This is a genomic window from Oleiagrimonas soli (assembly GCF_000761445.1).
GTDB classification, from domain to species: Bacteria; Pseudomonadota; Gammaproteobacteria; order Xanthomonadales; family Rhodanobacteraceae; genus Oleiagrimonas; species Oleiagrimonas soli.
This window is the reverse complement of sequence record NZ_KN196470.1, coordinates 2,917,804-2,930,737: the sequence shown is the minus strand read 5'-3', so window position 1 is coordinate 2,930,737 and position 12,934 is coordinate 2,917,804. Positions and strand designations below refer to the sequence as shown.

The window sequence follows — 12,934 nt, the reverse complement described above, 5'->3', positions numbered from 1 at the left end:
ATCAGTCCAGCGCGGCGAAGGCGTCGCGCGTCATGTTCTCCGGATCGCCGTCGGTGCAGATGACGTCGTCCTCGATGCGGATGCCGCCGTAGGGGCGCAGGGCGTCGACGCGGTTCCAGTCGACGTGCTTGCCTTCCGGGCGTTCCTTCAGGCGCGCCAGCAGCATGTCGATGAAGTACAGGCCCGGCTCGATGGTGACGACCATGTCCGTTTCCAGCGCGCGGGTCATGCGCAGGAACGGGTGGCCGTCCGGCTGCGCGATGGTGCCGCCCTTGTCGCTGCGCATGAAGCCGCCGACGTCGTGCACCTGCAGGCCGATGCCGTGGCCCAGTCCGTGTGGGAAGAACGTGCTGCTGACGCCGCGCTCGACCATGGCCTCGGGACTCATGTCGACGATGCCCTGGTCCTTCAGCACGCCGGCCAGCAACTGGTGCGCCTGCAGGTGCAGCTCGGCGTAGTCGCGACCGGCGCGGACGCCGTCGCACAGCTGCAGCTGCACCTTGTCGACGGCATCGATCAGGGCCCGGAACTCCTCGGCCTCGGGCGCGGCGTAGGTGCGGGTGATGTCGCTGGCGTAGCCGCCGCTGCTGGCGCCGGCGTCGATCAGGAAGGAGCGGTTGCGTTCCGGCGGCGTGGTGTCGAAGTGCATGTAGTGCAGCACCGCGCCGTGCTCGTTGAGGCCGGCGATGCTGTGGTAGGGCAGCTCGGCGTCGGTCTGGCCGACCGCGTGCAGGTAGGCCATGTGGATGCCGAACTCGCTCTCGCCGGCGCGGAAGGCGGCGGCGGCGGCGCGATGGCCGCGTGCGCCGAGCGCGCTGGCTTCGCGCATGCGGATCTGTTCGTACGGCGTCTTGTAGGCGCGGTGGTAGTTCAGGTACTGCACCACGGCCTCGGGCGCGTCCGGCACGAAGTCCGCGATGCCGTCGCGCGGCTGGCCGAGGATGGCGCAGGCGGCCGGGTCCTTCGGCAGGTGCTGGCGCGCGTCTTCCCACGTGCGGATCAGGCGGATGTCGAAATGCTCGACCCAGTAGCCGGTCGGATCTTCCGGCGTCAGATGCCAGAAGTCCTGCGGCTGCAGATAGATCAGCACCGGCTTCTCGCCCGGCGTGTAGACGATCCAGCTGCCCGGCGCGTTCAGCAGCGGCACCCACTGCTTGAACGAGGGATGCACCGCGAACGGATACTCCATGTCGTCCAGGTGCTTGCCGATGGGGTGGCCGGCGGGGATCACCAGATGCGCGCGGCCGACCGCCTCCAGCGCGGCGTCGGCGCGCTGACGAAGGGTGGCCAGATGCAGGGGATAGGCTTGGGCGAGTGCGTCGTTCATGGGCGTTTTTCGGTCCGAATCAGACGCCCATGGTGCCTCGGAAGGCGGGACAAAGCCAAATGCCGCAGCGTCAGACGAACTCGCCGCCGGGGGCTTCGATCCAGTTGCGCAGCTTCAGCGCGTCGGACTCGCTGATGGCGATGATGCGGAAGCCGGTCCAGTACTGGCCGGGCACGTTTGCCGCTTCGCTCCACTGCTCGTGCACGCCGAATTCCAGCGTGTGTTCGCCCTGGCCGCGCGAGGGCAGGGTGAGACGCAGCTGATAGATGGCGTCGGCGCGCAGCGGCGCGTTGCTGATGAGCATCAGGCCGCTGCTGGAGATGTTGCCGATGTGGCCCAGCAGTCGCTCGCTGATCGCGTTCTCGACCGCGATGGCGGCGCCGACATGGCGGCGCGGGGCGCGACGTTGTTCGGATCCGTTCATGCGCTCTGCTCCGCGGTGTTGCGCGCGAACTGCTGCAATCCCTTGAGGATGGCGCTCCAGGCGCGGTCGATCAGCGATTCGCTGCGCTCGGCCGGGATGCGCACGCGGCCGGCGGCCATCAGGCTCGCCAGTTCGTCGAGGTTGCCGACGTCCTCGCGCACGCCACGCTGATTGACTACCAGGCAATGTCCGGTCACGGGCGAGAACCAGGCCAGTTTGCGGCGCACCACGCTCTGGTCGTCGCGCACGAATTCCAGCCAGGATCCGTAGCGCAGCTGACGCAGGCTGGCCGCGGCTTCCTGCACGGCGGGGTCCTGCACGTCCTGCGCCGGCGCGTCGGTGCGCTCCTCGCTTTCTCCGCTGCCCAGGCGCTGATGCTGCTTCAGACGCATCGCCAGTTCGGTGCGGGTCAATTCCGGTGCGGGTGCGTCGGCGGCCTGCTTGGTGACGACGTGGCGCGCGATCTGTTCGGCTTCCTCGCCATGGATACCGACCTGGCCGAGACCCTCGGCGATTTCCTCGCGCAGCTCGGCGTCGTCGTGCTCGGTGCGTTGGCGCAACAGGCGGTCGGTGACTTCCAGGCGCTGGCGGAAGGCCTTGCTGCGTTCGCCCCAGCGCAGCATGGACAGCGCCAGGACGTCGGTCCAGGCCTGTTCCATCATGGTGCGGAGGAGGCCGCTGGCGTTGCTGCTCTGCAGACGTTCGGCGACCAGCTCGCTGGCGCGGTTGCGCGCCAGCAGCAGTCGCTCGCGACCCTGCGCGGCTTCCAGATGGCGGCGCTCGCTGATTTCCGCGCGGCGACGCAGCACGGACAGCTGGCTGTCGAGGTCCTGACGCAGGTCGTCGAGCAGCTGCACGTCGCCGTTGAATTCCGAGGCGGTGCGCTCGACCACGTCCTGCAGCTTGCGCGCCAGCATGGGATCGGCCGATTCGCCGGCGCCGTCGAGCCACTGCGTGGCGGCGTCGAGCACCGAGCCGAGCAGCTTGCGCGCGGGGTGGTTCTGTTCGGAGAAGAATTTCGGATCGGACAGCGCCACGCGCAGCATCGGCACCTGCATGCGCGTCATCAGCGTGGCGGCATGACCGTCGATGGGCATGTCGCGGCCGAGGTGGTCGAACAACATGGTCATCAGGTCGATGGTGTCGGCCTGATCGGCGTCGAAACTCAGCGGCTGGCCATCCGGGCTGAGCGCGCGCAGTTGCGCCTGCAGATCCTGGCGCAGGTGCTTCATGCCGCGCACGTGACGCGTGCCGTTTTCCAGCACGGTGGTGTCGGCCTGCGCCTGCAGTTGGGCCAAGGCGTCCTGCAGCTGGTCCGACGTACTGGTCGGTCCCGGCGTGGCGATGTCCTGATTCAGGCCCAGTGCGCTGCGGCGCTGCGCGAGCAGGTTGCGCAGCACCGTGAAGGCGATGGTGGTCTCGGTTTTCTCGGTGGAGTCGGCGTTCGGCGCGCCCGCCGATGGCGCGGATGCGTTCTGCGCCGGGGTTCCGCCGTGGCTTTGCGGCGACGCTTTCTTGTCCCCCTTGGTCTGCGTGCTTTGCGAGCGCCGCGCCAGCAGCGTACTCAAGTCCGGCAGCAGACCTTGCGCCGCCATCAGGGTGTTCAGCGCCTCGAACATCCGCGGCGCTTCGCGCAGCAGGTGCTGGCTGAAGATCCGGTGCAACTGCTGGCGGTGTGCGGGCGGCAGGTCCAGTTCCCGGTTGGCGTGTCGCCAGGCGGCGCAGATGGCGCGCGGGCCGACCGGCAACGCATCGGGTTCGATCACCGGCATGCTCACCAGCGCGGCGAAACGGTAGCCCAGTTCCAGCAACGGAATGCCCGAGCGGATCTCCACGCGTGCTTCGGTGCCGTTGAGGAGCGAGGCCTCTTCCTGTTCGTCGACGTCGACCAGCGACAGCCCGAGGCCGGCGCGGGGATCGTTGTACGCCTTGCGGTCGGCAAGGTGGAAGTGCTCGAAACCGGAGGTCAGGCGGCTCAGGAAGCGCGGCGCGAAATCGGCGCGTCCGCGACGGACCTCGCGCTGGGCCGCGAGGCAGATTTCCTGCTCGGTGTTGTTGTTGGCCTGGTCGGCGAGCCGGAACATCTGCTCGTCGAATTCATCCAGAATCTGCGTGAGCATCGGGTGCAGCGCGGCTTCGCACAGATCGCGCACGCGTTCGAGCAGCCGCCGGGCGCGGGGCGCCAGCGTCGTACGGTTGCCCGGATCTTCGTGATGGTCGCCCGGATGTTCCATGCCGCTCCAGCCTCCAATGCAGGCGATTGTACGTCATTCGGGCGCTGCGCGACCTGTCTAGGATTCCATGAACAGCGCGACCACGTCGTTGAGGAAACGCTGCCCGAGTGCGGTGGTGCGCAGGCGCGTCGGCGAGTCGTCCAGCCAGCCGCGTTCGATGGCTTCGTCCAGGGTGCCGCGGATGCGCGCAAGCGGCAGGCCGGTGCGGGCGCTGAAGGCGTCGAGCGGCGTGCCGTCGATCAGGCGCAGCGCATTGAGCATGTACTCGAAGCCCAGTTCGTCCCCAGGAATGAGGCGGTCGCCGCCGATGCGCTCGGCCTGGTGCTGCGCGCCCAGATAGGTTTTCGGCAGTCGCTGCTTCCAGCGTCGGCGCACCGTGCCGTTGCCGCTGAACTTGCCGTGCGCGCCGGCGCCGATGCCGAGGTAGTCGCCGAAGCGCCAGTAATTGAGGTTGTGTTCGCAACGGCGGCCTTCGGCGGCGTAGGCCGAGACTTCGTACTGCGCGAATCCAGCCTCGGCCAGGCGCGCCTGACAGGCTTCCTGCATGTCCCAGGCCGAATCCTCGTCGGGCAACGGCGGTGGGTGCGCGGCGAAGGCGGTGTTCGGTTCCAGCGTCAGTTGGTAGTGCGACAGATGGGTCGGTTCGAGCGCCAGCGCACGCTCGACGTCCCGCAACGCGCCGTCGAGTGTCTGTTCCGGCAGCGCGTACATCAGGTCGATGTTGAAGTTGTCGAAACCGGCCGCGCGCGCCAGGGCGACGGCATGCTCGGCTTCACCGGCCGAATGGATGCGGCCGAGGCGGCGCAGACGCGCATCGTCGAAGCTCTGCACGCCGAACGACAGGCGGTTCACGCCGGCGGCGAGATAGTCCTCGAAGCGGCCGTGTTCGACGGTGCCGGGGTTGGTCTCCAGGGTGATCTCGGCATCGTCGGCAAAGCGCAGCCGTTCGCGCGCCGCCTGCAGAAAACGCGCGATCTGTACCGGCGGGAACAGGCTCGGCGTGCCGCCGCCGAAGAACACGCTGACGATCGTGCGTTCGGCGGCCGCGCGGCCGAAATCGGCGAGGTCGCCGTCGAGATCGGCGATCAGCGCGTCCACATAGTCGGCGTAGGGCGCCGGCGCGTCGCGCAGGCCGTGCGAGTTGAAGTCGCAGTACGGGCATTTCTTCACGCACCAGGGCATGTGCACGTACAGCGCCAGCGGGAGGTCGTCGATCATCGGTCTAGGATAGCCGTTCGTTTGCGCCGAAGCGGCATTCGTGCGCGCGCTTGACCAGAGTCAAGGTGGCGTCTGCGGGTTCGCCGGAGAATGGCTCGGCTATTTTCTGCGGGATGCAACCCATGGCCATCGAACTCTACGCTAAGGACGGGCACACCGTCGTCGTCTTCCCCGACCTGGTGCGCGGCGAGGACGGCGTGCAGGCCAACCAGTTTCTGGTCTGTCACGGCGACCGCACCGCGCTGATCGATCCGGGCGGCGCGCTGCTGTACACGCCGCTGTCGATGGCGATCTCGCCGTACGCCAAGCTCAAGGACCTGACCTACATTCTGGCTTCGCATCAGGACCCGGACATCATCGGCGCGGTCGATCGCTGGCTGATGTACACGCCGGCCACCGTGTGCTGCTCGCGGCTGTGGGGGCGCTTCGTGCCGCACAGCGTGCCGCACTACCAGAAGAACACCGGCGCGGACCGCTTTCTGCTGATTCCCGACCGTGGCGCGGACATCCCGATGGGCGACACCGTGATCCAGGCCGTGCCGGCGCACTTTCTGCACAGCGTGGGCAACTTCCAGTTCTACGATCCGGTGTCGAAGATCCTGTTCAGCGGCGATCTCGGCGCGTCGATGGTCGACGGACCGTTCGTTGCGGTCGAGGACTTCGACGCGCACATCCCGGCGATGCTCGGCTTCCACCAGCGCTACATGGTGTCCAACCGGGTCTGCCGCCTGTGGGCGCGCATGGCGCGCAGCATGGACATCGACATGATCGTGCCGCAGCACGGGCGGCCGTTCGAGGGCGCGGCGATGGTCAAGCGCTTCATCGATTGGGTCGAGCAGCTCGAATGCGGCGTCGACCGCCTGACGCAGGAGGACTACGTCGCCGCCTGAGGCATCGCCAGCGCGTCGCGCAGACGCGCCAGCGCCTGACCGCGGTGGCTGAGGCGATTCTTCAGCGCGTCGTCGAGTTCGGCGGCACCGAGCGTCTGGCCGTCGGGCAGGAACAGCGGGTCGTAGCCGAAGCCGTGCGCGCCGCGCGGCGCGTCGAGGATGCGACCGCGCCAGCGGCCTTCGGCAATCAGCGGCGCGGGGTCGTCGGCATGCCGTAGCAGCGCCAGTACGCAGATGAAGAAGGCGCCGCGCGCGCGCTCGGGCGTGCCGTCGAGTTCGCGCAGCAACTTCGCGTTGTTGGCGGCATGGTCGCCGTGGGTGCCGGCAAAGCGCGCCGAGTACAGGCCCGGCGCGCCGCCGAGCGCATCCACGCACAGGCCCGAGTCGTCCGCCAGCGCCGGCAGACCGGTGATGCGCGCGGCGTGGCGTGCCTTCAGCAGGGCGTTCTCGACGAAGGTGGTCGCGGTCTCCTCGGCGTCGCTGACGCCCAGCTCGCCCTGGGCGACCAGTTCGATGTCCGCATCCGCCAGCAGCTGGCGCAGTTCGCGCAGCTTGCCGGCGTTGCCGCTGGCCAGGACCATGCGTTGCGTCATGCCCGCGACTCCGTCACTGTCCCAGGGCGGCGCGCTGCGCGGCGACCAGTTCGCCGACGCCCTTCTCGGCCAGGCCCAGCAGCGCGTCCATCTCGTCGCGGCGGAAGGCGTGACCCTCGGCGGTGCCCTGCACCTCGATGAAGCCGCCGCCGTCGTTCATGACGACGTTCATGTCGGTGTCGCAGCTGGAATCCTCGGCGTAGTCGAGATCGAGCACCGGCGTGCCCTGGTAGATGCCGACGGAGACCGCGGCCACCGCGCCGACGATCGGGTTGCGCTTGAGCTTCTCGCGCTTCATCAACACCTGGACCGCATCGACCAGAGCCACGTAGGCGCCGGTGATGGCGGCCGTGCGGGTGCCGCCGTCGGCCTGCAGCACGTCGCAGTCGAGCGTGATGACGCGCTCGCCGAGCGCCTGGCGATTGACGCAGGCGCGCAGGCTGCGGCCGATCAGGCGCTGGATTTCCTGGGTGCGTCCGCTCTGCTTGCCGCGCGCGGCTTCGCGCGCCATGCGGCTGCCGGTCGAGCGCGGCAGCATGCCGTATTCGGCGGTGACCCAGCCTTCGCCCTTGCCGCGCAGCCAGGCCGGCACGCGGTCCTCGATGCTGGCGGTGCACAGCACGCGGGTGTCGCCGAACGCGACCAGCACGGAACCTTCGGCGTGCTTGGTGAAGTGGCGCTGGATCTCGACGGAACGAAGCTGGTCGGGCTGACGGCCGCTGGGGCGGGTGGTTTCGCTCATGGCTGGGGGTGGTTCCCTTGGGTACGGCAAAAACGGAATGATACCCGCATGGTCCGTCCGTCGCCGTGTGCGGATTGGGCAACGTACGCCGCGAGCGTTTACCATGACGCCCTTCGACTTCCGGAATTCGCGCATGATCCGCAGCATGACCGCGTATGCATCCGCCGAGTCCAGCGGCCCGCTGGGCACGCTGGCCTGCGAAGTGCGTACGGTGAACCACCGCTACCTGGAGCAGAGCCCGCGTCTGCCCGATGAACTGCGCGCGTTCGAGCCGAAGCTGCGCGAGATCGTCTCGGCGCGGCTCTCGCGCGGCAAGGTCGACGTCACGGTGCGCCTGCGCGGCGAGGACCGCAGCGACGCGCTGGAGGTCAACCACACGTTGCTGGCGCGTCTGGCCGAGCTGCATCTGGACATGGGTTCGCGTTTTCCCGGCCTGCAGGTGCAGAGCACCGAACTGCTGCGCTTCCCGGGTGTGCTGAAACAGCCCGAAGTGGATCGCAAAGCGCTGCAACACGCGTTGACCGACACGCTGGAGCAGGCGATGGACGCGCTCACCGCGACCCGCGAACGCGAAGGCGCCAAGCTGGGCGCGCTGATCGGCGAACGTCTGGATGCCATCGAGAAGATCGTCGCCGAGGTGCGCACGATGATGCCGACGATCCGCGCCGGGCTGCGCGAGCGTCTGGAAACCCGGCTGGCCGATCTCAAGCAGCCCGCCGATCCCGGTCGCCTGGAACAGGAACTGGTGCTGCAGATCACGCGCGCCGACGTCGACGAGGAACTCGACCGCCTGGACGCCCACATCGCCGAGGCGCGCCGCGTACTGGGTCTGGACGAACCGGTCGGCCGGCGCCTGGATTTCCTGATGCAGGAGTTCAACCGCGAGGCCAATACGCTCGGCTCCAAGGCGGTGGACACGCGCAGCACCAACGCCGCGGTCGAGCTGAAGGTGCTGATCGAGCAGATGCGCGAGCAAGTGCAGAACATCGAATGAACGCATCGCACCCGCAGGGCACGCTGTTCGTGGTCGCCGCGCCGTCCGGGGCTGGCAAGTCCACCCTGGTCAACGCGTTGCTCGAACGCGAACCGTCGATCTCGCTGTCGATCTCGCACACCACGCGTCCGCCGCGTCCGGGCGAGGCCTACGGCCAGCATTACTACTTCGTCGAGCGCGAGGCGTTCGAGCAGGAAGTCGCCGACGGCATCTTTCTGGAGCATGCCGAGGTGCACGGCAATCTCTACGGCACTTCGCGCCGGACCGTGCAGGAACTGATGGCGCAGGGGCGCGACGTGCTGCTGGAGATCGACTGGCAAGGCGCGCAGCAGATCCGCGTGACCATGCCGGATTGCGTCAGCGTGTTCATCCTGCCGCCGTCGCGCGTCGAGCTGGAACGTCGCTTGCGCGGGCGCGCCTCGGACAGCGACGAGGTGATCGAGCGACGCCTGCGCAACTCGCGCGAGGAGATCGCGCATGCGCACGAGTTCGACTACATCATCGTCAACGACCGCTTCGAGGATGCGCTGGACGATCTGCAGGCCATCGTGCGCGCGGTGCGCCTGCGCACGCCCTTGCAGCGCGCGCGTCACCAGGTGCTGATCGACGAATTGCTGGGCGCCGGGCCCTGAACGCGCGGATGCGATCCGTGAACGCGGTACGATCTTGCCGCTCGCATCGATCCGTTGCGCTTGGGTTCAGCCGCTTTGCCCCCATAGTTGCGCCCGAAACCTGGCCGCTGCGTTCATGCTCGGCTATCTTGGACACCCTATGACCGATGCCATCGCTTCCCCCGAATCCGCGCCGGCCGGCGACGCGCTGGTGCGCGTGCGCGGCCTGACCACGCGTTTCAGCGGCCGTGCCGTGTTCGACGGACTGGACCTGGACATCCCGCGCGGCAAGATCACCGCGATCATGGGCCCCAGCGGCACCGGCAAGACCACGCTGCTCAAGCACATCACCGGACAGTTGGCCGCGGACGAGGGCGAGCTGTGGGTGGATGGCGAGGACGTGGCGCGGCTGTCGCGCGAGGGATTGTTCAAGCTGCGCGAACGCGTCGGCTACCTGTTCCAGAATTCCGCGCTGCTGACCGATTTCGACGTCTTCGAGAACGTCGCCTTCCCGTTGCGCCAGCACACCAAGCTGCCGGAAGAGCTGATTCGCGACATCGTGCTGACCAAGCTGCAGGCCGTGGGCCTGCGCGGCGCCGCGCGGCTGATGCCGAGCGAGCTGTCCGGCGGCATGGCGCGCCGCGTGGCGCTGGCGCGCGCGATCGTGTTCGATCCGATGCTGATCCTGTACGACGAACCGTTCGTGGGTCTGGATCCGATTGCGTTGAACCAGGTGCTGAAGCTGATCCGCACGCTGAACGAGACGCTCGGCATCACCAGCGTGCTGGTGGCGCACGAGCTGGCGGCGATCCAGCAGGTTGCCGACCGCGTGGTGCTGATCGCCAACGGCAAGGTGGTCGCCGAGGGGCATCCCAAGGAGATCGCCGACGACGGTTCGCCGTGGACGCGCCAGTTCTTCGGCGGCGAGCCGGACGGGCCGGTGCCGTTCCACTATCCGGCCGGCGACTACGCCGCCGACCTGGGCCTGGGAGAGACCGCATGACCGCGCAGGCGAAACGTCGCAATCTTCTGCTCGACGGACTGGCGCAGATCGGCGACGCCGGTCTGTTCCTGCCCACGCTGCTGGCGGCGGTGCCGCGCAGCCTGCGCTATTTCCGCGAGACCGTGCGCCAGCTGTGGTTCGTCGGTGCGATGAGCCTCATCATCATCATGACCTGCGGCCTGTTCGTGGGCATGGTGCTGGCGCTACAGCTCTATCACGTGCTGGAGATCTTCGGCGGCACGGCCTCTACCGGCACGGTGGTGGCGCTGTCGGTGTACCGCGAACTCGGCCCGGTCGTGACCGCGCTGCTGTTCGCCGGTCGCGCCGGCACCTCGATCACCGCCGAGATCGGCCTGATGCGCGCCACCGACCAGCTGTCGGCGATGGAGATGATGGCGGTCGACCCGGTCGCCTACGTCGCCACGCCGCGCTTCATCGCCGGCATCATCGCGATGCCGCTGCTGTGCTGCGTGTTCTCGGCGATGGCCATCTTCGGTGGACATCTGGTCGGCGTGACCTGGCTGGGCATCGACAACGGCACCTTCTGGTCGAACATGACCTCCAACGTCGACGTCTGGAAGGACGTCATCGACGGCGTGATCTGGAAGGGCCTGGCCTTCGGCACCGTGGTCACGCTGATCTCCGTGCACCAGGGCTACACCACGCCGCCCACCAGCGAGGGCGTGGCCTATGCCACGACCCGCACCGTGGTGGCCTCGTCCATCGCCATTCTGGCGATCGATTTCGTACTCACCGCCTTCATGATGTGAGGTACGCGACGATGCGCCCGTTGTTCCATTCCATTGATCCGAATTCGTACCGTTTACCGAGGATGTTGCCGTGACCCAGAGACGTTCCTATGCCGTCGGCACTGGCCTGTTCATCGTGCTGGGCTTCGCCGCGCTGGCTTATCTGGCGACCCAGACCACGTCGCTGGTCAACATGAGCCAGGGCGATTCCTACACGCTCAAGGCGCGCTTCACCAACATCGGCCAGCTCAAGGATCGCGCGCCGGTCAAGCTGGCGGGCGTGCGCATCGGCTCGGTGCAATCGATCCAGCTCGAACCCGCCAAGCTCGATGCGCTGGTGACACTGTCGATCGACAAGCGCTTCAACCAGATTCCCGAGGATTCCTCCGCGTCGGTGTTAACCAGCGGTTTATTGGGCGATCAATACATTGGCATCCAGCCGGGCGGGTCGCCGGACTCGTTCAAGAACGGCGACGAGGTGATCCTGACCCAGTCGGCGGTGCAGCTGGAAGACCTGATCGGCAAGTTCCTGGTCAACGGTTCGCCGAGTGACAAGGACAAAGACAAGACGAAGCAGTAACGCCGAGGCGTTCGCGCCCCGCGGTTCCCCATTGGAGACGATGTTCCATGAAACTACGTAATCTGGTTCTGGCCTGCGCGCTGTTCGCTCCGGGCGCGCTGCTTGCCTCGCCGGCCCCGGCGCCCGCGGCCGCCACCAGCGCTCCGGCCGTCGCCACGCCGCAGCAGGTGGTGGAGAACATCACCAGCGAGCTGGCCAACGCCATCGACGGTCATCGCGCCGAGCTGAAGCAGGACAAGAACAAGCTGATCGGCGTGATCGACGGCATCTTCCTGCCGCACTTCGACATCGACTACGCCTCGATCCTGGTGCTCGGTCGTCATGCCCGCGAGGCCACGCCGGCGCAGCGCGAGCGTTTTGCCAAGGCGTTCTACGACTCGATCACGCATCGCTACGCCGAAGGCCTGCTGAACTACACCAAGGGCAGCGTCAAGGTGTTGCCGTCCAAGGGCGCGCTGAACGACCGCCGCACGATGGTGCGCACGCAGGTCATGCTCGATGACGGCAAGACCATCTCCGTCGACTACGCGTTCCGCAAGACCTCCGACGGTCAGTGGAAGGCCTACGACGTGGTGATCGAGGGCATCTCCTACATCACCAACTACCGCGCGCAGGTCGATGCGGAAGTCCGCAAGATGGGCATCGAGGGGCTGATCGAGCGTCTGGAGAAGAACGGCGCCGACACCCTGGACAAGATGCAGAAGGACGCCGCGGGCTGAGCGCAATGAGCGATTCCGCCGTCCGTTTCGACCGCACCCAGCCGGACACGCTCGCCGTGTCCGGCGCGTTGACCTTCGCCACCGCCGCGCGTGCCTTCGGGCAGGGCGTCGAGCGGCTGGCGAAGGGCGACACCCGCGTGCTGGATCTCGCCGGTGTGCAGAGCGCCGACAGCGCCGGACTGGCCTGCGTGCTGGCCTGGATGGCGCATGCGAGCCGTCACGGCGCGCCGCTGCGCGTCGTGCATCTGCCGCGCGGTCTGCAGTTGCTGGCGGCCGTCAGCGACGCCGAACCGCTGCTCGGCGTCGGCTGAGGGCGGCGCGCGGCGCATGCGCAAGCACGGCGCCGTGCGCTTCCTGCGAGAGGACGACCTCGACGCGGTCTGTCGCATCTACAACCACTATGTGCTCGGCAGCGTCATTTCCTTCGAGGAGGACGCCGTGTCGAGTGCGGAGATGGCGCGTCGAGTGCAGGCGCATCCCGCGCTTCCCTGGCGCGTGCTGGAATCCGCCGAAGGCGCTCTCTGCGGCTACGCCTATGCGTCGCCCTGGAAAGCGCGTGCCGCTTACCGGTACAGCGTGGAATGTTCGGTGTACGTCGATCCCGCGCAGGTGCGCCGAGGGTACGCCCGACGTCTGTACCAATGTCTGTTCGAGGATCTGCGCGAAGCCGGCATGCGTACCGTGATCGCGGGCATCGCCCAGCCCAATGCCGCCAGCGTCGCGCTGCACGAGGCGTTCGGTTTCCGCAAGGTGGCCCATTTCGAGCGCGTGGGCTTCAAGTTCGGGCGCTGGGTCGACGTCGCCTACTGGCAACTGGATCTGCACGACTGAATCGGCCCGCCGCAGAGGG

General features: G+C 67.7%; 15 protein-coding genes. 9 read left to right on the top strand and 6 right to left on the bottom strand.

Translation table 11 applies throughout. The features are described from left to right. Nucleotide 1 precedes the first annotated feature (1 nt). The 4 genes from pepQ to hemW all read right to left on the bottom strand — a co-directional run bounded on the left by pepQ (nt 2) and on the right by hemW (nt 5,203). Entirely contained in the window at nt 2–1,327 is a 1,326-nt protein-coding gene (pepQ, locus tag LF63_RS13120) for a Xaa-Pro dipeptidase (protein ID WP_043102493.1), read from the bottom strand. 70 nt (nt 1,328–1,397) lie between these two features. After that, on the bottom strand, nt 1,398–1,751 hold the full coding sequence (locus LF63_RS13115; RefSeq protein ID WP_043102490.1) for a PilZ domain-containing protein: 354 nt from the start codon (nt 1,749–1,751) through the stop codon (nt 1,398–1,400). Continuing rightward, complete coding sequence (locus tag LF63_RS13110; protein ID WP_043102487.1) at nt 1,748–3,985, bottom strand: DUF1631 family protein; 2,238 nt, start codon at nt 3,983–3,985, stop codon at nt 1,748–1,750. Before LF63_RS13110 ends, LF63_RS13115 begins: the two co-directional genes overlap by 4 nt. A 57-nt stretch (nt 3,986–4,042) precedes the next feature. Next, on the bottom strand, nt 4,043–5,203 hold the full coding sequence (hemW, locus tag LF63_RS13105) for a radical SAM family heme chaperone HemW (RefSeq protein WP_043102484.1): 1,161 nt from the start codon (nt 5,201–5,203) through the stop codon (nt 4,043–4,045). Nucleotides 5,204–5,325: 122 nt separating this feature from the next. Between hemW and LF63_RS13100 the strand changes: the two genes are divergently transcribed. Continuing rightward, on the top strand, nt 5,326–6,093 hold the full coding sequence (locus LF63_RS13100) for an oxygen-binding di-iron domain-containing protein (protein WP_081945220.1): 768 nt from the start codon (nt 5,326–5,328) through the stop codon (nt 6,091–6,093). On the opposite strand, the gene rdgB is transcribed toward LF63_RS13100, so the two are convergent. Next, nucleotides 6,078–6,686, bottom strand: a complete 609-nt coding sequence (gene rdgB, locus LF63_RS13095) for an RdgB/HAM1 family non-canonical purine NTP pyrophosphatase (RefSeq protein WP_043102481.1) — start codon at nt 6,684–6,686, stop codon at nt 6,078–6,080. The two genes, LF63_RS13100 and rdgB, sit on opposite strands and share 16 nt — an antisense overlap. Nucleotides 6,687–6,699: 13 nt before the next feature. Next, nucleotides 6,700–7,428: a ribonuclease PH gene (gene rph, locus LF63_RS13090; RefSeq protein WP_043102478.1), complete on the bottom strand. Its 729-nt coding sequence runs from the start codon at nt 7,426–7,428 to the stop codon at nt 6,700–6,702. A gap of 133 nt (nt 7,429–7,561) precedes the next feature. Here rph and LF63_RS13085 point away from each other — a divergent pair, with 133 nt between their 5' ends. The 8 genes from LF63_RS13085 (at nt 7,562) to LF63_RS13050 (ending at nt 12,915) form a co-directional block, all read left to right on the top strand. Beyond that, complete coding sequence (locus LF63_RS13085) at nt 7,562–8,422, top strand: YicC/YloC family endoribonuclease (RefSeq protein ID WP_043103909.1); 861 nt, start codon at nt 7,562–7,564, stop codon at nt 8,420–8,422. After that, a complete protein-coding gene (gene gmk / locus LF63_RS13080) occupies nt 8,419–9,054 on the top strand; it encodes a guanylate kinase (protein ID WP_043102475.1) in 636 nt (211 codons plus the stop codon). Before LF63_RS13085 ends, gmk begins: the two co-directional genes overlap by 4 nt. Nucleotides 9,055–9,193: 139 nt before the next feature. Then, nucleotides 9,194–10,036, top strand: a complete 843-nt coding sequence (locus tag LF63_RS13075) for an ABC transporter ATP-binding protein (protein WP_043102472.1) — start codon at nt 9,194–9,196, stop codon at nt 10,034–10,036. Further along, on the top strand, nt 10,033–10,806 hold the full coding sequence (gene mlaE, locus LF63_RS13070; RefSeq protein ID WP_043102470.1) for a lipid asymmetry maintenance ABC transporter permease subunit MlaE: 774 nt from the start codon (nt 10,033–10,035) through the stop codon (nt 10,804–10,806). The genes LF63_RS13075 and mlaE overlap by 4 nt, the downstream gene beginning before the upstream one ends. Nucleotides 10,807–10,876: 70 nt before the next feature. After that, the gene (gene mlaD, locus LF63_RS13065) at nt 10,877–11,365 is read left to right on the top strand and encodes an outer membrane lipid asymmetry maintenance protein MlaD (RefSeq protein WP_043102468.1); all 489 of its coding nucleotides are present in this window, start codon (nt 10,877–10,879) and stop codon (nt 11,363–11,365) included. A gap of 47 nt (nt 11,366–11,412) precedes the next feature. Beyond that, the gene (locus LF63_RS13060; RefSeq protein WP_043102465.1) at nt 11,413–12,084 is read left to right on the top strand and encodes an MlaC/ttg2D family ABC transporter substrate-binding protein; all 672 of its coding nucleotides are present in this window, start codon (nt 11,413–11,415) and stop codon (nt 12,082–12,084) included. A gap of 5 nt (nt 12,085–12,089) precedes the next feature. After that, entirely contained in the window at nt 12,090–12,395 is a 306-nt protein-coding gene (locus LF63_RS13055) for an STAS domain-containing protein (protein WP_043102462.1), read from the top strand. 16 nt (nt 12,396–12,411) lie between these two features. After that, on the top strand, nt 12,412–12,915 hold the full coding sequence (locus LF63_RS13050) for a GNAT family N-acetyltransferase (protein ID WP_052395094.1): 504 nt from the start codon (nt 12,412–12,414) through the stop codon (nt 12,913–12,915). Nucleotides 12,916–12,934 lie beyond the last annotated feature (19 nt).

Bases quoted from the DNA above. Each gene is read 5' to 3' on its own strand.
- pepQ (WP_043102493.1), bottom strand. From the start codon at position 1,327: ATGAACGACGCACTCGCCCAAGCCTATCCCCTGCATCTGGCCACCCTT.
- LF63_RS13115 (WP_043102490.1), bottom strand. From the start codon at position 1,751: ATGAACGGATCCGAACAACGTCGCGCCCCGCGCCGCCATGTCGGCGCC.
- LF63_RS13110 (WP_043102487.1), bottom strand. From the start codon at position 3,985: ATGGAACATCCGGGCGACCATCACGAAGATCCGGGCAACCGTACGACG.
- hemW (WP_043102484.1), bottom strand. From the start codon at position 5,203: ATGATCGACGACCTCCCGCTGGCGCTGTACGTGCACATGCCCTGGTGC.
- LF63_RS13100 (WP_081945220.1), top strand. From the start codon at position 5,326: ATGGCCATCGAACTCTACGCTAAGGACGGGCACACCGTCGTCGTCTTC.
- rdgB (WP_043102481.1), bottom strand. From the start codon at position 6,686: ATGACGCAACGCATGGTCCTGGCCAGCGGCAACGCCGGCAAGCTGCGC.
- rph (WP_043102478.1), bottom strand. From the start codon at position 7,428: ATGAGCGAAACCACCCGCCCCAGCGGCCGTCAGCCCGACCAGCTTCGT.
- LF63_RS13085 (WP_043103909.1), top strand. From the start codon at position 7,562: ATGATCCGCAGCATGACCGCGTATGCATCCGCCGAGTCCAGCGGCCCG.
- gmk (WP_043102475.1), top strand. From the start codon at position 8,419: ATGAACGCATCGCACCCGCAGGGCACGCTGTTCGTGGTCGCCGCGCCG.
- LF63_RS13075 (WP_043102472.1), top strand. From the start codon at position 9,194: ATGACCGATGCCATCGCTTCCCCCGAATCCGCGCCGGCCGGCGACGCG.
- mlaE (WP_043102470.1), top strand. From the start codon at position 10,033: ATGACCGCGCAGGCGAAACGTCGCAATCTTCTGCTCGACGGACTGGCG.
- LF63_RS13060 (WP_043102465.1), top strand. From the start codon at position 11,413: ATGAAACTACGTAATCTGGTTCTGGCCTGCGCGCTGTTCGCTCCGGGC.
- LF63_RS13055 (WP_043102462.1), top strand. From the start codon at position 12,090: ATGAGCGATTCCGCCGTCCGTTTCGACCGCACCCAGCCGGACACGCTC.
- LF63_RS13050 (WP_052395094.1), top strand. From the start codon at position 12,412: ATGCGCAAGCACGGCGCCGTGCGCTTCCTGCGAGAGGACGACCTCGAC.